An 18,836-nucleotide genomic window follows, 5' to 3' on the forward strand; every position below is an offset into this window, starting at 1 on the left:
CCCCCTCTTCGCACCACCCTCGGTGCCAAACGCTGATGGAGTCATGCATGAACAAGAGACCCGACGCTAACAAAAAGGGGGACGGTTCCTCTACCGCCGGCCGCATCGGCCTGTGGCTAGGGCCCGTCCTGCTGTTGGCCACTCTGGCTCTGCCGCCTCCGGCCGGCATGAGCGAGGCCGCCTGGGCCTGCGTGGGGCTAGCGCTACTGATGGCTACCTGGTGGTCCACCGAAGCCGTGCCCATCCCCATCACCTCGCTGCTGCCCATGGTGCTGGTTCCCGCCCTCGGGCTGGGCACCATGAGCGAGGCAACCAGCAGCTACGCCAATCCGATCATCTACCTCTTCCTGGGCGGTTTCCTGCTAGGTATCGCGATGCAACGCTGGAATCTTCACCGCCGCCTGGCACTGCAGGTGCTTAAGTTGGTGGGCCACCAGCCCCGTCGCCAGATAGGCGGCTTCATGATCGCCACCGGCTTTCTGAGCATGTGGGTCTCTAACACCGCCACCGCCATTATGATGCTGCCCATCGGACTGTCGGTCATCAGCCTGCTAAGCGACGGCGATTCCGACGAGGTAAAGCGCTACGCTACTGCCCTGCTGCTGGCCATCGCCTATTCCGCCAGCATCGGTGGCGTCGCCACCCTGATCGGGACACCGCCCAACGCCCTGTTGGCCGGCTACCTGGCCGAGGATCGTGGCATCGACATCGGCTTCGCACAGTGGATGGTTATCGGCCTGCCCATCAGCATCGCCATGATGGCCGCGGCCTGGTGGTGGCTGACCCGCGGAGGTTTCCGCCTTGATGCCGGCGAAGACAGCGCCGGCATGGTAAGCAACGAACTGTCGAGACTCGGCCCAATGAGCCCTGCCGAAAAGCGCGTGGCGATCATCTTCGCTCTGGCGGCAATGACATGGATATTTCGCCCGCTGCTCAATGACGTTGGTCTGCCATGGCTCTCCGATACTGGCGTCGCCATCGCCGCTGGCATCGTGCTGTTCCTGGTGCCCAGCGGCCAGGGCGACGGTGGTAGGTTGATGATCTGGGAGGAGGCCCAGAAAGTGCCCTGGGGCATCCTGCTGCTGTTCGGCGGCGGCCTGGCCCTCGCAGGAACCATCACCCGCACCGGGCTTGCCAACTGGATCGCCGAACAGCTTGCCATTTTCGGCACCTTCCCTCTGCTGGCCATGATCGGCGTGGTAGTTCTAGTGATCATCTTTCTCACCGAGGTTACCTCCAACACCGCCACCGCCGCAGCCTTCCTGCCACTTCTGGGAGCATTGGCCCTGTCACTGGACATCTCGCCGCTGCTGATTACCGTGCCTGCCGCCATCGCCGCCAGCTGCGCCTTCATGATGCCAGTGGCCACGCCACCCAATGCCATTGTCTTTGCCACGGGGCACATGAAGATCCAGTCGATGATCCGCGCCGGCTTCGCGCTCAATCTGATAAGTACCGTGCTGGTGACCCTGATGGCTTATTTCCTGTTAGTGGCCTTCTGGTAGCTTGGTGACCTGCTGGTAGACCATGGCGACTCTTGAAACAGCGACGCCCGGTCTGATCGACCGGGCGTCAGAGTCTATGACGCGGGGTTATCCCCACAGCGACCAGGCCATGGCATAGTGGTCCAGCAGCAACACGCCAAAGACGCCGAGGATGTAGCGAATCGAAAACCAGAAGGCCGCCAGGGGCGCGCTGGCATCCTCTCCGCGCCACACCTTCCAGTTCCAGAACATGAAGCGCGCATTGAGCGCCATCATGCCCACCAGATAGACGGCCCCGCTCATGCCGATGGCGAAGGGCATCAGGGTGACTGCGACGGTTAACCAGCCATAGAGCCACACCTGCAGCCGAGTAAAGGCTTCGCCGTGGGTCACCGGCAGCATCGGCACCCCAGCCCGGGCGTACTCCTCACGCTTGTGCAACGCCAGCGCCCAAAAATGCGGCGGCGTCCAGGCGAAGATGATCAACATCAACAGCAGCGGCTCGGGGCCAAGCTGACCGGTGACCGCCGTCCAACCCAGCAGCGGAGGCGCCGCCCCGGCGACCCCGCCGATTACAATATTCTGGGGTGTCGCGTGTTTCAGAAAGGCGGTGTAGACCAGCGCGTAGCCGATCAGCGAGCCCAAGGTCAGCCAGGCGGTGAGCGCATTGACCTGCCAGGCCAACAAACCGACACCTGCCACCGAGAGCAGCGTGGCCCAGGTCAGCGCCACGGCGCTGGGCATGCGGCGTGCCGCCAGCGGGCGGCGCGACGTGCGCAGCATCATGGCGTCCAGGCGGCGGTCGACCACATGGTTGAAGGCCGCCGCTCCACCGGCAGCTAGCCCGATACCCGCCAGCCCGAAAAACACGATGGCAAGCGATGGCAGCATGGGACGCGCCAGTGCCATGCCCACCAGGGCACATACCAGCATCACTACCACCACCCGCGGCTTGCAAAGCGTCAGTAGATCCCGCCAGCCCCAGCGGGCCGACTCCAGCGGCACAGACGCCGCCGCCGGAACTTGCGTCATCATGGCCTCAGACATGGACCCACTCCTTCTTGGTCGATTGTTGTAATACTGACGTCGCTTCAGATTCCCGCCACGCCCAGACCGCCATGGCCAGGGCGATGACCAGCGCCACCGCCCCCGCCGTATGCAGTAGGGCCAGCCAAAGCGGCAGCCAAAGCAGCACATTGGCGATGCCAAGCCCCACCTGCACGACAAAGAGGCCCGTCAGGGCGCCCAGCCAGGGACGCAGCCGGGCCTCATGCCAGTGACGCATGGCCAGGACCAGCAGCGCCAGCCCCAGCGCCAGAGCCCCCAGACGATGGCCCATCTGAATCGCCGTGCGCGCCTCGGCATGCAACTGGCCGTGTAAATAGTTGGGCCCCACGCTCTGGGTCAGGTGAAACCCCTCGCTCCAATCGAGATCCGGCCACCACTGCCCGTTGCACGTCGGAAAGCCCTGGCAGGCGATGCCGGCATAGTTGCTGGAGACCCAACCCCCCAGAGCTATCTGTGCCGCCAGCAACAGCATGGCCAACCCCCATAGCACCGTCAGTGGGCGACGTGGAGGCGCCACCCCGCCGAACGTCAGCCGGCCACTGGCAAAACGCCGCAGCCTCAGATGCAGCCACAGGAACAGCAGCATTACCGACAGACCGCCAAGCAGATGAAGGGTCACCACCTGAGGCCACAGCTTGAGGGTCACGGTGAAAGCCCCGAAGGCACCCTGCAGCAGGATCACCGCCAGCAGCGCGAGGCTCACTCCCCAGGGGTAGTCCGCCTGACGCCTCAAGCGCGACCCAAGCACGACCAGGGCGATCACGAGCAGCCCCAGGGCCGACGCCACGTAGCGGTGCACCATCTCGACCCACGCCTGGAAAGTCTCCAGCGGCGCCTCCGGCGTATGGGCCATGGCACGCGACGCATCCGGCACCACCAGTTGCCCGTAGCAACCCGGCCAATCCGGGCAGCCCAGACCCGCATCCACCAGCCGCGTGAACACCCCCACCAGAATCACCGCCACGGTAAACATTACCCCTGCCAGGCTAAGGGTCATGAGCCACCGCAGGCGACCTCGAAACTCTTCGTTGATCATTGCCGTCATCCCTGTCGCCTCTACCGTCCTGCCAGGCTGGGTTCTTCCCGACGCAACACCTCGGGATTCATGCGCAGCAGACGATTCACATCATCGAGCACATCCCGCGGCGATACCTCGGGCGAATAGGCGAGTACCGGGACTCCTCTCGGGTCCAGCACCCAGAGATGGTCTGAGGCGTGCCACGCCGGTCGCCCGACCCACTGTGCCACTCTCTCGCCGGGCAGCGCCTCCGCCTCTCCTCCCACGCGCAGGCGACCGACACGGGGAGCCTCGCGACCCAGGGCCCGATGCAGGCGCCACCACTGGTCGGAAAGAGCCTCACAGCGGGTGCTGCAGTCGAAGGCCAGCACCCAGACACCGGCCAACGCCGGCGCGTGCTCGCTATCCATGGGCCACGACGCGAGTGCCGGGATGTCCGGCGCCAGGTTACCGTGGGCGGTGCGCTCCTCGGGAATACCGATCTGCCAGGTCAGCATGACCCAAGCCACCAGCAGCGGCAGCGCGAAAAGCGAAATCAACGCCAGCACCTTGAGGCGGGAAGCGCGTGCTCGGGAGGTCTGACTCATCAAAAGCTCTCCTGCTTGTCTCTACGGTACGATTTTGCCCCGGTCGACCGCCGATCGCGCCCTAGCCGCCGGCCACCAATCACCATCACCACAAGCGCAGCCAATGCCAGTCCCCACCACTGCACCGCATAGCCCAGATGCCGGCTGGGCGGCATCACGCTCGGCGTCCACCAGGGTGCCAGGCGCCCTGGACCCTGTTCGAGATGCAGCCAGCCATCATGGGCAAAGCGCATCTCCCAGGCATCAAGCTGTATCCGCTGAAGGCGCTGACCCTCACGGTTGGGACCGAACAGCGGTGTCCCCTTGCCCGCCACCTGCCAGCGTCCCACCAGCGTCACGGGGCCTTCGGGGGTTGCCACCTCAGGTGTCTCGCGGCCAGCACCGCTGGCCAGGAAGCCACGCTGCACGAGCCATACTCGACCATCATCGGTGCGCAGCGGGGTCAGTGGCGCCACGCCATGACGGCCATCGAGAACACGATTGTCGAGAAACAGGGTTTCGTCCGGCAGGTAGTGCCCGCTGAGGGTCAGGTGGCTGCCATCCGGGGGGAGTTGCCGCGGTGCCTCCAGGTGCGGCGCCGCTTCCAGCGCCGTCAGGTAGTCGCGCTTCTCGTCGGCTCGTTCCCACTGCCAAAGGCCCAGCCCCAGACCAAGCAGCACCAGCGGCATCCACAGCGCCCACCACAGCCGTTGCCGCCATGGCCCACGACGGGCATGCTGAGCGGGAGAGTTATCAAAGGAGTGTTCCATGCTGCTAAAGGTCCTGATCGCGCTGGTGTTCCTGGCCATGCTGGCAAGCCTCGCCGCCGGTGCCGGCTTCCTGCTTCGCGATGGCGCCGGCTCGCGCCGGCTGCTGGTGTCACTCAAGGTGCGCGTTGCGCTTACCGCCACCCTGTTGTGCCTGCTCTTCTACGGCTTCTACGCAGGAGGCCTGGGCGGCTGAGCCGTCCTAGAAGACATAGACGAACAGGAACAGACCGATCCACACCACGTCCACGAAGTGCCAGTACCAGCAGGCGGCCTCGAACCCAAAGTGGCTATCGCTCGAGAAATGGCCGCGCAGTATGCGCACCAGCATCACCGCCAGGATCGTGGCGCCGATGATCACGTGGGCGCCATGGAACCCCGTCAGCAGGAAGAAGGTCGCGCCGTAGATGCCCGCCTCCAGGGTGATGCCGTAGTGAGAGTAGGCTTCGTAGTACTCGACGCCCTGGATGACGATAAACGTAACCGCCAGCAGCAGAGTGGCAAACAGCCAGTTACGAGTGGTTTCGCGATGTCCTTCCTTGAGCCCTTCGTGCGCCACCGTCAGGGTGATGCTCGACGCCACCAGGATCAGTGTATTAACCAGCGGTAACTGCCAGGGGCTGAAGGTATCGCGGGGGCCGGCCACGTCACCCGGCGGCTCCAGCAAGGGCCAACTGGCGGTAAACTCAGGCCACAGCAGCGCCGCCACGCCCTTGGCTCCCTCGCCGTCGAGCCATGGCAGGGCAAAAGTACGGATGTAAAAGAGCGCCCCGAAGAAGGCGGCGAAGAACATCACCTCGGAGAAAATGAACCAGCCCATGCCCTGGCGGAAGGAACGGTCCATCTGGGCATCATAGAGCCCCTGATGAGACTCCTTGATCACGTCGCGAAACCACAGGCCCATCACCGCCAGCACGGCAAGAAGACCGAGCGCCATGAGCGAGGTACCGCGGTCGTGAACCAGCACCTGGCCGGTGCCGATCATCATCAGGCCCAGCGATAGCGAGCCGAGAATTGGCCACTTGCTGGTTGCCGGAACGTAATAGCTGCCACCGCTCATGCCTTATCTCCTTTGCCGTCAGTCGCCCGAGCCTGAAGCGGCGCCTCGTCTCGGGTGACCGGATACAGGGTGTAAACCAGAGTTACGGTATTGATATCGGGCGGCAGATCCCGGGTCAGTTGAAACACCAGGGGGAGCTCCAGGCGCTCGCCGGCCTTCAAATGCTGCTCCTCAAAGCAGAAGCAGGTCATCTTCCGCAGGTGTGGTGCGGCATTGGAGGGCGACACGCTAGGCACCGCCCGCCCCCAGGTGCCTTCGCTGCTGGCGTTCTGGAAGGCGAAGCCTACCTCTGTGCTCTGTCCTGGATGCACCCGAACCTGACGGGTCTCCACCTCTAGGTTCCAGGGCAGACCTGACCCGTTACGGGTGATGAACTGCACCGTCACGTAGCGTGACTCGTCGACTTCCTCATGGATGAGCGCCTGGGCCGTGCTGTTGGTCTTGCCGTTGATGCCAGTGACCTCGCAGAACACGTCGTAGAGCGGCACCAGGGCAAAGGCGAAGGCGAACATGCCCACCAGAGTGGCGACCAAGCGAACCACCGTGCGGCGTACGCCGGGAATCGCCTGGGCCGAGCGGCGTTCGGACTCATTCATGCATCACCTCCTATGGCGCTGGGCCGCATTCCGCTCAGTGCTCTTGGCGCTGAAAAGTTGGCGGTGTCTCGAAGGTATGCAGCGGGGCCGGGCTTGGTACGGTCCACTCGAGATCCTCGGCCCCTTCCCAAGCCTTGGCAGGTGCCTTCTCACCGCCGCGCACGCAGATAATCACGACCGCCACGAAGACCAGCTGAGAGGCCCCGAACATGAAGGCCCCCAAGCTCGACACCAGGTTGAAATCGGCAAACTGCAGGGCGTAGTCAGGAATGCGTCTGGGCATTCCGGCCAGACCCGCGAAGTGCATGGGGAAGAAGGTCAGGTTGACGCCGACCACCGACAGCCAGAAGTGCCACTGGGCCAGCTTGACGTTGGGGTAGTGACCGGTCCACTTGGGCAGCCAGTAGTAGACCCCGGCCATGATCGCGAATACCGCCCCCGGCACCAGCACGTAGTGGAAGTGCGCCACCACGAAGTAGGTGTCGTGGTACTGGAAATCCGCCGGGGCAATGGCCAGCATCAGTCCGGAAAAGCCGCCGATGGTGAACAGCACCACGAAGGCCAAAGCGAACAGCATCGGCGGCTCGAAGGTGATGGAACCGCGGAACAGGGTGGTAATCCAGTTAAACACCTTCACCCCGGTAGGCACCGCAATGATCATGGTGGTGTACATGAAGAACAGCTCGGCGGCCAATGGCAGCCCCACCACGAACATGTGGTGCGCCCACACCATGAAGGAGAGGATGGCGATGGACGCGGTGGCGTACACCATGGAGGCATAGCCGAAAAGTGGCTTGCGGGCAAAGGTCGGGATGATCGCCGAGACGATACCGAAAGCCGGCAGGATCATGATGTACACCTCGGGGTGCCCGAAGAACCAGAACAGGTGCTGGAACAGCACCGGATCACCGCCACCGGCCGCATTGAAGAAGTGGGTCCCGAAGTTGATATCCATCAACATCATGGTAATCACCCCTGCCAGCACCGGCATGACGGCGATCAGCAGGAAGGCGGTAATCAGCCAGGTCCAAACGAACAGCGGCATGTCCATCAGACGCATGCCCGGGGCGCGCATGTTGATGATGGTAGCAACAATATTGATAGCGCCCAGTATCGAACTGATACCGGCAATATGCAGCGAAAGAATGAAGAAGGTGGTGGACGGCGGTGCATAGGTAGTGGAGAGCGGCGCGTAGAAGGTCCAGCCGAAGTTGGGACCGCCACCTGGCATCAGCAAGGTGGACAGCAACAGCAGGAAAGCCACGGGAAGCAGCCAGAAGCTGAAGTTGTTGAGCCGCGGTAGTGCCATGTCCGGCGCACCGATCTGTAGCGGAATCATCCAGTTGGCTAGACCAGTGAAGGCCGGCATGACCGCCGCAAAGACCATGATCAGGCCGTGCATGGTGGTCATCTGATTGAAGAATTCAGGATTGACCAGTTGCAGCCCCGGCTGGAACAGCTCGGCGCGCACCACCATGGCGAAGATCCCGCCGACAAAGAACATGATCAACGAGAAAATCAGATATAGGCTGCCGATTTCCTTGTGATTGGTGGTCAGCAGCCAGCGCAGGATGCCACGCGGCGGCGCATGATGGGCGGATGCCTGACCGCCTGCGGTGGCCGAGGTGCTCTGCTCGACGGGGTGATGCGGAGGCAGCTTGGGCGCCATCGTGAATCTCCCTGATCTCTCATTGTGCCGTTGTTGTTGTACTGTTATTGGTTCGCCAACGTCTCAACTACCGCGGAGGGCTGGACGGCGTCCCCGGTATCGTTGCCCCAGGCGTTTCGCGTCCAGGTGACAACGGCAGCGATCTCGACCGGGTTGAGGGTGCTGCGGAAGGCAGGCATCGCCGCACCCGACACGCCGTTGAGGATGATATCCAGGTGCCATTCCTGATCGTCGATCAACTGCTGGTTGCCCGCCAAGGCGGGGAAAGCCGGCGGAGCGCCCTGGCCTTCGGCCTGGTGACAGGATGAACAGATGCTGGCGTAGACCGTCTCCCCCCGCTCCATCAGCTCATCCAGCGCCCACTCGCGATCGACGCCCATGGCTTCCTGCTCGGCTTCCTCTCTACGCTCGGTGAGCCAGACGTCGAACTCCTCTTCCTCCACGGCATGCACGACGATGGGCATGAAACCGTGATCCATACCACACAGTTCGGCGCACTGACCTCGGTAGATACCCGGCTCCTCGATGCGCACCCAGTTCTCGTTGACGAAACCCGGAATAGTGTCCTGCTTGACGGCGAAGTCCGGCATCCACCAAGAGTGAATGACATCATCGGAGGTCATCAGAAAACGCACCTTGCGATTGATCGGCAGCACCAGGGGGTTATCTACCTCTAGCAGATAGTGTTCTCCGCGCTGCTCGTCACCGCTGATCTGGGCGCGAGGCGTGCTCATGCTGGAGTTGAACGCCACATCTTCGCCCAGATACTCGTAGCGCCAACGCCACTGCTGGCCGATGACCATCACGTCAAGCTCTGCCTCGGAAGCGTCGTACATCTTCTTGAGGGTCGCGGTAGCCGGTACCGCCATCCCGACCAGGATCAGCAGGGGTATGGCTGTCCAGAGCACCTCGACCGTGGTGTTCTCGTGGAAATTAGCCGCCTTGGCGCCGCGGGAGCGGCGAAACTTGAACAGGGAATAGAACATCACCCCGAATACGATCACGCCGATGATCACGCAAATCCAGAAGATGATCATGTGCAGGGAATGAATTTCGCGACTGAGATCGGTCACCCCTACCGGCATGTTCCAACCGCTGGCAAGCGTTGCGGGCACTGATGCGAGCCCGATCAGACAGCCGGCCATCCACACGAACAACGTGCGCATCGGCGCCTCCTCTTTATTGTTGTGATCGCGATTAACGCAACATTAGCTGTGTCTGTGAAGCAGTATAGAGGAACCTGCCGTGACAAACTGCCTCAGTCGCCGTGCGTACCAACGCCAGATTCAACGCGACCGGCCTCAGCGCGCGACGGCGATAGCCAGTGCCGCCACCCCGACTACGAACAGCAGCCCCATCACCATGCCCACGACGATGAAGGCCAACGGCTTGCCCTCTTCGAAGTCTTCGCGGCGACGCTGCTCCTTCTGCACACCGAAGAATGCCGCCAGCACCGACTTGATCACACTCCACATGGCCAACTCCTTGTCTGCTTGTCCCAATGGCCGGGCTAAGCGTGTCTGGAATCATGAAAGAATGACTCCTGAGGCACGACCCAGGCCACCTCAACTATACTCTAGATGTGGATTTCCTATTCCCCGTAGCGCGCCCCAGAGGGGCCCGTTCAGGAGGCGAACATGAAGAACAATCCCTTCGGCATGGATCCGGCCATGATGAATGCCAGCCCCATGTTGACGTGGTGGCAGCAGCAGTGGATGAAGGGCGCCAATCCCATGGCGCAGATGCAGGCGGCCTGGATGGAGAGCCTGGCAGAGGCAATGAAATTCGAAGCGCAGTTCCTGAAGACAGTCGCCGAGAGCGGCCAACATATGACGGACTGCTTGAATAAAAAGGAGCCCACCACGCCCCAAGAGCTACATGACTGCTACCAAAAACTCGTCCAGCAGATGACCGATGCCCAACAAAAGCGGATGGAACAGGCTGCCGAGCTCAGCCTTGATTTCCGCAAGCGGCTTTGGGAAGAGATCTGACAAGGCCGCCCCCCATCACCAGAAGCGGCGCCACAAGGCGCCGCTTCTTTCATGCCGACAGCCGCTCCTGCGAAATCCTCCATCCTGCTTGCCTACCCCCCAAGGCCAAACAGCCGAGTCAACAGTGGCAACAGGAACGCCGTGAGCAGGCCGGTAAGACCCATGGCCAACCCCGAAAAGGCACCGGCAACCGCACCGATGCGAGCAAAGGCCTGGGCGGTGCCAAACCCGTGGGCGGCGAGGCCCAGTGTAAAGCCCTGTACGGCCGGGTCCGTCACCCTGATCAGCCGGAAGACCCAAGGCGACAGCGCGCAGCCAATGGAGCCCGTCAGCAGCACCAGGCCCGCAGCCAGCGAGGGGATCCCACCGATCTGCTCGGCAATACCCATGGCAATCGGCGAGGTCACCGAGCGCGGCGCCAGCGAGAGCACGGTCTCAGGCCGCGCTCCCATCGCCATGGCCAGCCCAAGGGTGGACGCCACGGCGGTGACGATCCCCGTCATGCAGGCGATCAGCAACGGCACCAGCAGGCGACGCACGCGCTCGCGGTGATCGTAAAGCGGGATGGCCAACGCCACCGTGGCCGGACCCAGCAGGAAGTGGATGAACTGTGCGCCTTCGAAGTAGGTGGCATAGTCCATGTCGACCAGCATCAGCAGCCCGATCAAGATCACAATGGAGAGCGTCACCGGATGGACCAGCGGTGTGCCGCCCAATGCACTGTTGATGCGAACCGCCAGAGTGAACACCATTAGAGTCGCCAGCAGCGAGAGCAGCGGACTGCCGGACAGATAGACCCATAGCTGGTCAAACTCGGCCAGGTTCATGGGCGACTCCCCCGCCGACGATTCATCCGATCCAATACCCAAGCGGTCACGCCCAGCGTCACCGCCGTAGAGAGCACCAAGGTGATCAGGATGGGCCACAGATCCTGACCGATCAGCCGAAAGTGAACCATCAGGCCGACCCCCGCCGGCACGAACAACAGCGTCAGGTAGCGCAGCAGGCCTTCGCCGGTCATGCGCAGGCTGTCTGGCACCTTGCCACGCACCATTAGCCCGACCAGCAGAATCACCATGCCGAATACCGGACCCGGTACCGGCAGCGTCAATCCGCGGGCTACCAGTTCACCCAGGAACTGGCAGATCAGCAGCACGCTCATCCCCATGATCAATGGCATTGCACCCTATCTCCTATCCAGTGAGGTAGCACCTCCGCCGCCCCCGTTGTCATGTGATGGTAGTTCAGTGGGGCTTATGGAACTCATCATCAGATACCGGCACCGGCTGGACACCGGCATCGCTCAGATCGGCCCAGGGCTCCCGAGGCGACTCGGCCCTATCACCGGTCCGCGCCGCATAGCGCTCACGGTGCAGCGCCTTCAGCAGCCCGGCAATCATCAGCATGATCACCACCGAGAACGGCAGTGCCGCCATGATCACCGCCGCTTGCAGAGTCTCCAGGCCGCCGGCTATCAGCAGCACCGCGGTCAACAGACCCAGCACCGCTCCCCAGAGGATGCGGTGGAAGGTCGGCGGCTCGGGATCGCCCCCCGACAGGATGGTATTGATCACCAGGGTGCCCGCATTGGCCGAAGTGATCAGATAGGTGGCAATCAGCACCAGCAGCGCCAGGGACAGAACCTGCCCTGCCATCCCCAACCCCATCGCCTCGACGGTAGCGAATAGCGCCGTGGCCACGTCCCGATCCACGGCTTCCACGATACCGCCCATCCCGAAAAGCTCATGGTAGAGCGCCGTGCCGCCAAACACCCCTATCCACACCACGGTGATCACCGTCGGCACCAGCAGCACGCCCATCACGAACTCGCGGAAGGTGCGACCGCGGGAGACCCTGGCGATGAACATTCCCACGAAGGGCGACCAGGCGAGCCACCAGCCCCAGAAAAACACCGTCCACTCCGACTGCCAGTTGTCGTCCCGTGTCGCATTGGTGTGGAAGGTCATGCTCATCAGATTCTGGATATAGTCGCCGGTGGACTCGATGGTGATGGCGATCAGGTACTGGGTCGGCCCAAACAGCAGCAAGCACAGCACCACCGCGATGCTCAGCCAGAAGTTCGCCTCGGATAGCAGGCGCACCCCGCGCTTGACACCGGACACCACCGAGACGGTGGCCACCGACATGATCACTGCAGTGACGGTCAGCTGCAGCCATACCGAATTTTCCAGACCGAACAGTGCCCCGAGGCCGGCGTTCATCTGCTGCACGCCGAGCCCCAAGGTGGTCGCAATGCCAAATACCGTGCCGAACACCGCCAGCACGTCCACCGCATCACCAAGCCCCCCTTCTACCCGCTTGCCATAAATCGGCTGGAGCGCCGAGCGTATGGTCAACGGTAGCTTCCAGCGATAGCTGAAATAGGCCAGTACCAGCGCCACGAAGGAGAAGATGGCCCAGCCGTTGAGCCCCCAGTGAAAGAACGTCAGCCGCATGGCCACGCTGGCAGCATCCGGCGTCAACCCCTCGTCGATAAAGGGGTTGCCCTGAAACTGCAGGATCGGCTGAGCCACAGCCCAGAACAGGATGCCCACTCCGGTACCCGCCGCAAACAGCATCGAGACCCAGGAAAAAAAGGTGAACTCTGGCTGCTCAAAGTCACCGCCCAGGCGAACGTTCTTGTAGCGTCCGGTGCCCAGCCACACCATGAACAGCAGCAGGAAGGCCACCAGCAGCACGTAGTACCACTCGAGGAAGGGGTTGAGAACCCCTCGGGCGGTGGCAAGCCCCGTGGCTAGACGCTCCGTGAAAAAGGCCCCGTAAATCAATGCCACCGCCACCACCACGATGGTTACCAGGGTAACGCGTGGGTTCATTCCCTTGAGCAGCCCGCGATGCGCCTGTCCGTACATGTTCGCTCCAAACCGATGTCCTAGCGTGAGCGACCCGCGCCGCCCACCGGGCCGCTCATGATAGAACATTGCCTGCACACACCCCAGCGAGCCGAACGCCAAGCGCTTGAAACCGAAGTGCAAAAGGGGCTTTCCATTTGCCAGATAACACGCTAGTATACGCCTCGTCTTAGGGGGACTGACCAAGCCGTCAGGAGCTCGAAGAAAGTGTCGGAGCGTGGCGCAGCTTGGTAGCGCGTTGCAATGGGGTTGCAAAGGTCGCAGGTTCGAATCCTGTCGCTCCGACCAGAAACATCAATAAAAACCGCCACTTACGGATCATGCCGGGTGGCGGTTTTTTGTTGCGTTCGATTCTAGGTTCCAAATAGGTTCCATGCGTCGAGAACAGGCAGCAACGTCAGGCTACCCGCTCTCCCTTTCCAGAAGGCGTTCCAATTAGCGCTTGCGGCCCACTACCGCAGGTAGACCTGCAGAAGTGGAATCCCCAAACGCACTGGTGGGTCACTGACACTACTGACAGAACCCCTTTCTCGCGGGTGGGGGCGAACAGAAGACGGCAACTCGAGGACAAGCCCAGTGCTCTTGGCACTAAGCTGAACCCCTCTCTTCTGTAAGGCATCGAGGCCAATCCCGAGATAAGATCAGGGTTGCTACGGCAGACGAACTTAGGTCGGCGATCGCACATCCTGGCAAGGGCCTCAGCTCAATAGCTCCAGCGCTTCCTCGTGAGTGAGCGTGACGCCGCCGGACAGCTCGTGCCTTTCTTTCCACGCCTGGACGTAAACGTGACGTCCGACCATTTCCAGATTTTTCTGCTTGTCGGGCCACCGGATTTTTTTCAGCAAGCCAACGGCCTGCCGGCCTTCTCCGGACCCGTCTGCCATCTCAGTCACCTCGATCCCCGAGATGGTTTGCCGCCAGACCTTGGGCCACTGTTTGATGGGCAGCACACGGCCATCGTCGTCGAGGATATCGACAACATCCATTTCGTCGATCTCGCCCAGTCGTTGGAGAACATGGTCGGCATCCATCTGTACGCGGCGACTACGCTCCGTCTTGTGCTGATCTAAAAGCTGGAGGACCTGAGGTTTCTTGAGGAGGTCAGCCCCAGTGCGATACGCGGTCTTGGTACTGTAGCCGGCACGGATAGCGGCCTGGGTGGCATTCAGGTCAAGGAGGTACTCCTCGACAAAACGGGACTGCTTAGGTGGGAGTGATACATTGGGCATAAGGCGATCCTCTCGGATGGCTGAACCTATATTATAGCGCAATTACGGCCGAAGAAGTCGAATTCAATAATGAGATCAATGGGTAACGGATCCTTGGCATTGTCCTCATTGACAACCTACCGACACACCCTTAACTTTGAACTAAGCGCCGATTTGAACACCAGCTTGCGGGCGCTCTACAAATACAGCTAAAGCGACCCCAGAGGCCCGCTTTAGCTCATGCAAAGCGGGTTTTTTGTTGTCCGGCCTTCGGGCCACCGCCGATTTAAGCACCAACTTGCGGGCGGGATACAAGTGCAGCTAAAGCGGCGCCGTGACTCCCTTTCCCCCGAGTCGGCGCTTGCCGACCGATCCAGGGGGAGAAGGAGTTCACATGCCTACCATCGATTTCTATCCTGCCAGCCTCGTGCTGGATGTCTGGCTCAAGCAGTTCGAGAACCGCGCGCCGGTGCCCGAGGATGCCGAAGCCGCCTGCCTGCATGACATCTCGCTTGGAATAGTGGACGTCATTCCTGAGGCGCTGTTCTTCCGCCGCCACGAGGGTCGCGACGAGCTATGGGCTGCCGGTCTGACCCACAAGGCGCCTGGCAAGTCTCGCGAGGAGCAGCTGGCCAGCGCTTATAACCAGGGACGGGTCGCCTGGTCGGCGAACCAGGGCACGCCCGCGGAGAGCGCCGAGGTGTTGTTCCGGGCCCTCACCGCCGTCCGACATGGTCACGTGTGGCCTGACGGCTACCGCGAAGGGCCATTGATCACGAAGGCTGCCCATCAGCGCATCGTGGGTGAGCTCGAGGCCGAGATCGAGCGCAACCGTCAAGAGGCCGAGGCGCAGTCCCAGGCGCCGATCATTGTCATGGCTCGCAGACTGGGCCTTCGCCCCGAGCCTGCCGGTAAATCGCCGTCCGCCTGGTACGCCGACTGCCCCGGGAAATCCCACCGGCTGATGGTCAGCAGCAGCGCCAATGAGTTCGGCTGTGGCTACTGTCGAGTGAAGGGCGGGACCGCTGAGCTGGAAGCCCTGCATGGACAGCGCTGTGGATCGGTCATCGCCTTGTGATCAATTACCGCCCGATAAAATAAGGAGGATGACTATGGATCGCCGCACATTTCTGAAGTCCTTGCTGGCCGTGGGTGCCATCTCAAGGATGCCGATCGACCTTGCCATCGCCTCCGACGCTGAGATCGATGTCCTCTTCGAGGAATTCCAGGACATCTGGGGTCTGTTCGTCGTGGACGACCACGGCACTGTGTACTCCGCCAACTTTGAGGAACCCCGCACTCGTCGTGACGCCTATGGCCTTGGCAAGGCCGAGACTCTCGATATTGACGAGATCGAGGACAATCCCGCGCTGGCCGAAGTGACAAAGTCGCACTATCTGCGCAAGCTCGAGGAGCAGCGCGACTGGGAAGAAGAGCAGCGGGAGATGAAGGCAATCCAGCGTGACTGGGAGGACGAGGAAGACGATGAGGACGAAGAAGACGATGAGACCGACCTCGACGCCAAGGCTGAAGAGGAATGGATGGACTGGGCGAGAAACTGTACACCGGCTGAGCGAGAAGCCCTGAATGTCGAGCTGGATGAAGCGCTGGATAGCGAGCCGAACTGGATCTTCGAGGGTGATGTGCTCTATGAATCGGCAAGCGCACAGGGCGCTGCCTATCAGTACTTCCTCGGGGAGGATGTCGACCTGCTTCGTCGACTCGGAATCGTGATCGTCGAAGGGGAGTTTCCGGGTAGCAGCTACTTTGCTGCCGAACTGCGACGGCCGCTTGAAGAAGTCAATGAGATCGCTACCAGACAGGGATGGTCGATCCGCTTCATCAGGGAGGGCACGGCATGAAGCATCGTGATTACCTGTTCACCTCGGAATCCGTCTCCGACGGCCATCCGGACAAGCTGGCCGACCGCATCTCGGATGCCGTGCTGGACCATTGCCTCGCACTCGACTCATCGGCTCGAGTGGCCTGCGAGACCTTGCTGACCCGAGAGCTGGTGGTGGTCGCCGGAGAGCTCGGCCTCTCCTCGCCAGAGCTGCACCGCAAGGTACTTGATGACGTGGAGGGCATCGTGCGCGAGTTGCTGAGCGAGACCGGCTACCGTGATGACTTCCCGGGCATCGACCCCGGCAGTTGCGAGGTGCAGGTACGTCTACACCACCAGTCCTCCCAGATTGCCGGCGGCGTGCTACGCGGCGAGCATGAGCTTGGGGCTGGCGATCAGGGCCTGATGTTCGGTTATGCCAGCGACGAGACCCCAGCGTTGATGCCGCTGCCGATCCAACTGGCTCATCGTCTGATGAATCGCCACCGCGAGTTGCGCGACAGGGGTACCCTGCCCTGGCTGCGGCCGGATGCCAAGGCTCAGGTCACGGTGCGCTATCAGGATGAGGAGCCGGTGGCAGTCGAGACCGTCGTTCTCTCGACGCAGCACGATGAGGCCGTGTCTAACGTCACCGTGGTGCAGGCGGTGATTCGCGAGTTGATCGAGCCGGTGGTGCCCCAGTCACTGCGCAGCGATGAGATCCGCTACCTGGTCAACCCAGCCGGCCGCTTCGAGATCGGCGGACCACTGGGCGACGCCGGTCTGACTGGCCGCAAGATCATCGTCGATACCTACGGCGGGCGCTGTCCCCACGGCGGCGGCGCCTTCTCCGGCAAGGACGCCACCAAGGTCGACCGCTCCGGCGCCTATGCCGCGCGCTGGGTCGCCAAGCATGTGGTGGCGGCGGGGCTGGCCCGCCGCGCCACGGTGCAACTGGCCTATGCCATCGGCCACCCCGACCCTGTCTCGCTGTTGGTGGACACCCACGGCACCGGCAAGGTGCCCGACGAGACACTGGAACAGGCCGTGCGCAAGACCTTCGATCTTTCGGTGGCCGGCATCCTGAACGAACTCTACCTGCAAATACAGAATTACTACGATACCGCCGCCTTCGGCCACTTCGGACGCGAGGACATGAGCTTTCCATGGGAGAAAACCCCGCGGATCCGTCAGCTGCAGGACGCAGCGGGCACGCCGATGCGATAGCCGAGCGGTAGCATCGCCGCGACTGATGACAGGCACGCCACACTCAGTGACGGGACAAACTCGCCCAAGGAGCCTTCGATGCTGAACGCCGACATCATCAGAAAAGGCGACGATCGTGATGAGATCATGCGGCTGGCCGATGACCTGCAGAACGTCCTGCCGAGCCTGTCGCTGGGGTTGAATCCAGAAATCCGCGACCTCTGCATGAGGTACCACTTTTTCCTCGGCTGGTCCGCCGATCACGGGTTCTGGGTGCTGTGGGCCGTGCCTACCGATGATGCCATCGGACGGCCACGGCCCGAGCACCTGGTCGCCTGGCTGACGAATCCCCCCGAGAAGAACCTGCAGGCCATCACCGATGGCCTGATCGAACTGTTCCGCAAGGGCCGGAAACAGCTCTGGGTCACGGCTGACGATATCCAGGCGACCCTGGAGTCGCTCGACTTCTCGATACCCACCGTGGAGACGCTCCTGCCCGGCGCCCCCGAGCGCTGGCATCCGCTCCCGTCCAGGTTTCATAATCGTTTCAGGCTGTCAGAGGGTCATTGCGTTTATCGGGAGCTGTTTCTCGAGTTCGAACGACCCGACGCGGTTAGCATCATGGCCACCCTGGCAGAGGGCCGCCATGACGGGATCCTGCTGATTTACACGCTGCTTACCGAGAACGTGGTGCCAATGGAGCCCTACGAGGTCGACTGGCCGCTGCTACGCCGCGGACAGAACCCGCCCCAGGCCAAGGCGGGAGAGGACGCCCAACGCTTGTGCTGCCTCTACCAGCATGTCGAGCGGCGGATTGGCTACGGCGTCCCTGCCCTTGATCCTGCCGTGATTCGCCTCAGAGTCGCCGGCAGAACTCAGGATGACGCCATCAAGAACTGGTATGCCATCGCCAGGCCACTTCGCCAGGCATTGCGGCAGAGCCGGTTTCAGGATCGCGCACTGAAATAGGAGCCTCATGATGACAAACAACAACACCAACGCAGCGGAAACCGAGGGTGATGCCAAGGAAGCTGGACGATTGCGCCTAACCCGCTGGCGTCCCAAGAATGAATAGCTGCTTGGCAAGAGGGCGCGACGATATAAAAATGCACCAGCTCAGTTGGTAGGCCTGACGGTGATCCAGGAGTTCCGGCGGAGCGGATAACGTTTGAGTCGAGGTAGTCACGAAATCGATCATTGGCTCGAGCACCCAGCAATAGGGTTACTCATGAAAATTGAAATCATCGAGACTGATTGAAACATATCAGTCCACTTATTGAATCACTGGCGCATTGTCATCATAATCACTTCGAATACCAACCAACGAGAGATGCACCGTGTCAATTCTCAACACCTACATTCAGAAAGAACAGCAGATCAAGCAGGGCGGTCTCAAGTTCCAAGCGCAACACTATTGAAGGGTGCTCGGGCCACTAACCGATTTCTTGAGCACCTCGGCGTAAACTTCCAGCGGCGTGCGCCAGTCCAATGTCTTGCGCGGCCGCGTG

The 18,836-nt window shown here is 61.9% G+C and carries 20 protein-coding genes and 1 tRNA gene; 8 read left to right on the plus strand and 13 right to left on the minus strand.

Translation table 11 applies throughout. The features are described 5' to 3' along the window. Positions 1–47 precede the first annotated feature (47 nt). The gene (locus ACFODV_RS15070) at positions 48–1,505 is read left to right on the plus strand and encodes an SLC13 family permease (RefSeq protein ID WP_379760874.1); all 1,458 of its coding nucleotides are present in this window, start codon (positions 48–50) and stop codon (positions 1,503–1,505) included. A gap of 87 nt (positions 1,506–1,592) precedes the next feature. On the opposite strand, the gene cyoE is transcribed toward ACFODV_RS15070, so the two are convergent. Genes cyoE through ACFODV_RS15090 form a run of 4 tightly spaced genes read right to left on the minus strand, consistent with a single transcriptional unit; the run spans position 1,593 to position 4,906 of the window. Then, positions 1,593–2,516 (minus strand): heme o synthase, encoded by a 924-nt coding sequence (gene cyoE / locus ACFODV_RS15075; RefSeq protein ID WP_379760920.1) that lies wholly within the window; start codon positions 2,514–2,516, stop codon positions 1,593–1,595. Between the two features lie 7 nt (positions 2,517–2,523). Then, complete coding sequence (locus tag ACFODV_RS15080; RefSeq protein WP_379760922.1) at positions 2,524–3,588, minus strand: COX15/CtaA family protein; 1,065 nt, start codon at positions 3,586–3,588, stop codon at positions 2,524–2,526. Positions 3,589–3,608: 20 nt separating this feature from the next. Then, positions 3,609–4,157 carry a hypothetical protein gene (locus tag ACFODV_RS15085; protein ID WP_379760876.1) on the minus strand — a complete coding sequence of 183 codons (549 nt, stop codon included), beginning with the start codon at positions 4,155–4,157 and terminating at the stop codon, positions 3,609–3,611. Next, a complete protein-coding gene (locus ACFODV_RS15090; protein ID WP_379760878.1) occupies positions 4,157–4,906 on the minus strand; it encodes an SURF1 family protein in 750 nt (249 codons plus the stop codon). Before ACFODV_RS15090 ends, ACFODV_RS15085 begins: the two co-directional genes overlap by 1 nt. Here ACFODV_RS15090 and ACFODV_RS15095 point away from each other — a divergent pair. Then, positions 4,905–5,099 (plus strand): DUF2909 family protein, encoded by a 195-nt coding sequence (locus tag ACFODV_RS15095; protein ID WP_379760880.1) that lies wholly within the window; start codon positions 4,905–4,907, stop codon positions 5,097–5,099. The two genes, ACFODV_RS15090 and ACFODV_RS15095, sit on opposite strands and share 2 nt — an antisense overlap. 6 nt (positions 5,100–5,105) lie before the next feature. Here ACFODV_RS15095 and ACFODV_RS15100 read toward each other — a convergent pair whose 3' ends face one another. The 5 genes from ACFODV_RS15100 to ACFODV_RS15120 all read right to left on the minus strand — a co-directional run bounded on the left by ACFODV_RS15100 (position 5,106) and on the right by ACFODV_RS15120 (position 9,703). Beyond that, positions 5,106–5,963: a cytochrome c oxidase subunit 3 gene (locus ACFODV_RS15100; protein WP_379760882.1), complete on the minus strand. Its 858-nt coding sequence runs from the start codon at positions 5,961–5,963 to the stop codon at positions 5,106–5,108. Further along, positions 5,960–6,559, minus strand: a complete 600-nt coding sequence (locus ACFODV_RS15105) for a cytochrome c oxidase assembly protein (protein ID WP_379760884.1) — start codon at positions 6,557–6,559, stop codon at positions 5,960–5,962. The genes ACFODV_RS15100 and ACFODV_RS15105 overlap by 4 nt, the downstream gene beginning before the upstream one ends. Before the next feature lie 34 nt (positions 6,560–6,593). Beyond that, positions 6,594–8,228: a cytochrome c oxidase subunit I gene (gene ctaD / locus ACFODV_RS15110; protein WP_379760886.1), complete on the minus strand. Its 1,635-nt coding sequence runs from the start codon at positions 8,226–8,228 to the stop codon at positions 6,594–6,596. 44 nt (positions 8,229–8,272) lie between these two features. Next, entirely contained in the window at positions 8,273–9,394 is a 1,122-nt protein-coding gene (coxB, locus tag ACFODV_RS15115; RefSeq protein WP_379760888.1) for a cytochrome c oxidase subunit II, read from the minus strand. A 135-nt stretch (positions 9,395–9,529) separates the two neighbouring features. Further along, a complete protein-coding gene (locus ACFODV_RS15120; protein WP_379760890.1) occupies positions 9,530–9,703 on the minus strand; it encodes a DUF2970 domain-containing protein in 174 nt (57 codons plus the stop codon). A gap of 162 nt (positions 9,704–9,865) precedes the next feature. Here ACFODV_RS15120 and ACFODV_RS15125 point away from each other — a divergent pair, with 162 nt between their 5' ends. Beyond that, positions 9,866–10,219 (plus strand): hypothetical protein, encoded by a 354-nt coding sequence (locus tag ACFODV_RS15125; protein ID WP_379760892.1) that lies wholly within the window; start codon positions 9,866–9,868, stop codon positions 10,217–10,219. A 92-nt stretch (positions 10,220–10,311) separates the two neighbouring features. Here the strand turns inward: ACFODV_RS15125 and ACFODV_RS15130 are convergent, their stop codons facing one another. The 3 genes from ACFODV_RS15130 to ACFODV_RS15140 form a co-directional block, all read right to left on the minus strand. Next, entirely contained in the window at positions 10,312–11,046 is a 735-nt protein-coding gene (locus ACFODV_RS15130) for an LrgB family protein (RefSeq protein WP_379760894.1), read from the minus strand. Further along, positions 11,043–11,399 (minus strand): CidA/LrgA family protein, encoded by a 357-nt coding sequence (locus ACFODV_RS15135; RefSeq protein WP_379760896.1) that lies wholly within the window; start codon positions 11,397–11,399, stop codon positions 11,043–11,045. Before ACFODV_RS15135 ends, ACFODV_RS15130 begins: the two co-directional genes overlap by 4 nt. 64 nt (positions 11,400–11,463) lie before the next feature. After that, positions 11,464–13,092 (minus strand): BCCT family transporter, encoded by a 1,629-nt coding sequence (locus ACFODV_RS15140; RefSeq protein ID WP_379760898.1) that lies wholly within the window; start codon positions 13,090–13,092, stop codon positions 11,464–11,466. Positions 13,093–13,303: 211 nt separating this feature from the next. Here ACFODV_RS15140 and ACFODV_RS15145 point away from each other — a divergent pair. Further along, a tRNA-Pro gene (locus ACFODV_RS15145) sits at positions 13,304–13,380 on the plus strand. A gap of 410 nt (positions 13,381–13,790) precedes the next feature. Here the strand turns inward: ACFODV_RS15145 and ACFODV_RS15150 are convergent. After that, a complete protein-coding gene (locus ACFODV_RS15150; RefSeq protein WP_379760900.1) occupies positions 13,791–14,321 on the minus strand; it encodes a terminase small subunit in 531 nt (176 codons plus the stop codon). A gap of 373 nt (positions 14,322–14,694) precedes the next feature. On the opposite strand from ACFODV_RS15150, the gene ACFODV_RS15155 reads away from it, so the two are divergent. From ACFODV_RS15155 to ACFODV_RS15170, 4 genes are all read left to right on the plus strand, one after another. After that, positions 14,695–15,378 carry a hypothetical protein gene (locus tag ACFODV_RS15155; RefSeq protein WP_379760902.1) on the plus strand — a complete coding sequence of 228 codons (684 nt, stop codon included), beginning with the start codon at positions 14,695–14,697 and terminating at the stop codon, positions 15,376–15,378. Positions 15,379–15,412: 34 nt separating this feature from the next. Then, positions 15,413–16,162, plus strand: coding sequence for a hypothetical protein (locus ACFODV_RS15160; protein ID WP_379760904.1), 750 nt, complete (start codon positions 15,413–15,415; stop codon positions 16,160–16,162). Continuing rightward, positions 16,159–17,349, plus strand: a complete 1,191-nt coding sequence (gene metK, locus ACFODV_RS15165) for a methionine adenosyltransferase (protein ID WP_379760906.1) — start codon at positions 16,159–16,161, stop codon at positions 17,347–17,349. The genes ACFODV_RS15160 and metK overlap by 4 nt, the downstream gene beginning before the upstream one ends. Before the next feature lie 78 nt (positions 17,350–17,427). Next, positions 17,428–18,297, plus strand: a complete 870-nt coding sequence (locus ACFODV_RS15170) for a hypothetical protein (RefSeq protein WP_379760908.1) — start codon at positions 17,428–17,430, stop codon at positions 18,295–18,297. The last annotated feature ends 539 nt before the right edge of the window (positions 18,298–18,836 follow it).

Source organism: Halomonas tibetensis (assembly GCF_042643535.1).
In the GTDB taxonomy this organism is placed as follows: Bacteria; Pseudomonadota; Gammaproteobacteria; order Pseudomonadales; family Halomonadaceae; genus Halomonas; species Halomonas tibetensis.

Excerpts from the sequence above, each read along its gene's own strand:
- ACFODV_RS15105 (WP_379760884.1), bottom strand. The coding sequence starts at position 6,559 with ATGAATGAGTCCGAACGCCGCTCGGCCCAGGCGATTCCCGGCGTACGC.
- ACFODV_RS15170 (WP_379760908.1), top strand. The coding sequence starts at position 17,428 with ATGCTGAACGCCGACATCATCAGAAAAGGCGACGATCGTGATGAGATC.
- ctaD (WP_379760886.1), bottom strand. The coding sequence starts at position 8,228 with ATGGCGCCCAAGCTGCCTCCGCATCACCCCGTCGAGCAGAGCACCTCG.
- coxB (WP_379760888.1), bottom strand. The coding sequence starts at position 9,394 with ATGCGCACGTTGTTCGTGTGGATGGCCGGCTGTCTGATCGGGCTCGCA.
- ACFODV_RS15080 (WP_379760922.1), bottom strand. The coding sequence starts at position 3,588 with ATGATCAACGAAGAGTTTCGAGGTCGCCTGCGGTGGCTCATGACCCTT.
- ACFODV_RS15140 (WP_379760898.1), bottom strand. The coding sequence starts at position 13,092 with ATGTACGGACAGGCGCATCGCGGGCTGCTCAAGGGAATGAACCCACGC.
- cyoE (WP_379760920.1), bottom strand. The coding sequence starts at position 2,516 with ATGACGCAAGTTCCGGCGGCGGCGTCTGTGCCGCTGGAGTCGGCCCGC.
- ACFODV_RS15155 (WP_379760902.1), top strand. The coding sequence starts at position 14,695 with ATGCCTACCATCGATTTCTATCCTGCCAGCCTCGTGCTGGATGTCTGG.
- ACFODV_RS15120 (WP_379760890.1), bottom strand. The coding sequence starts at position 9,703 with ATGTGGAGTGTGATCAAGTCGGTGCTGGCGGCATTCTTCGGTGTGCAG.
- ACFODV_RS15135 (WP_379760896.1), bottom strand. The coding sequence starts at position 11,399 with ATGCCATTGATCATGGGGATGAGCGTGCTGCTGATCTGCCAGTTCCTG.
- ACFODV_RS15160 (WP_379760904.1), top strand. The coding sequence starts at position 15,413 with ATGGATCGCCGCACATTTCTGAAGTCCTTGCTGGCCGTGGGTGCCATC.
- ACFODV_RS15130 (WP_379760894.1), bottom strand. The coding sequence starts at position 11,046 with ATGAACCTGGCCGAGTTTGACCAGCTATGGGTCTATCTGTCCGGCAGT.
- ACFODV_RS15085 (WP_379760876.1), bottom strand. The coding sequence starts at position 4,157 with ATGAGTCAGACCTCCCGAGCACGCGCTTCCCGCCTCAAGGTGCTGGCG.
- metK (WP_379760906.1), top strand. The coding sequence starts at position 16,159 with ATGAAGCATCGTGATTACCTGTTCACCTCGGAATCCGTCTCCGACGGC.
- ACFODV_RS15070 (WP_379760874.1), top strand. The coding sequence starts at position 48 with ATGAACAAGAGACCCGACGCTAACAAAAAGGGGGACGGTTCCTCTACC.
- ACFODV_RS15125 (WP_379760892.1), top strand. The coding sequence starts at position 9,866 with ATGAAGAACAATCCCTTCGGCATGGATCCGGCCATGATGAATGCCAGC.
- ACFODV_RS15090 (WP_379760878.1), bottom strand. The coding sequence starts at position 4,906 with ATGGAACACTCCTTTGATAACTCTCCCGCTCAGCATGCCCGTCGTGGG.
- ACFODV_RS15150 (WP_379760900.1), bottom strand. The coding sequence starts at position 14,321 with ATGCCCAATGTATCACTCCCACCTAAGCAGTCCCGTTTTGTCGAGGAG.
- ACFODV_RS15100 (WP_379760882.1), bottom strand. The coding sequence starts at position 5,963 with ATGAGCGGTGGCAGCTATTACGTTCCGGCAACCAGCAAGTGGCCAATT.
- ACFODV_RS15095 (WP_379760880.1), top strand. The coding sequence starts at position 4,905 with ATGCTGCTAAAGGTCCTGATCGCGCTGGTGTTCCTGGCCATGCTGGCA.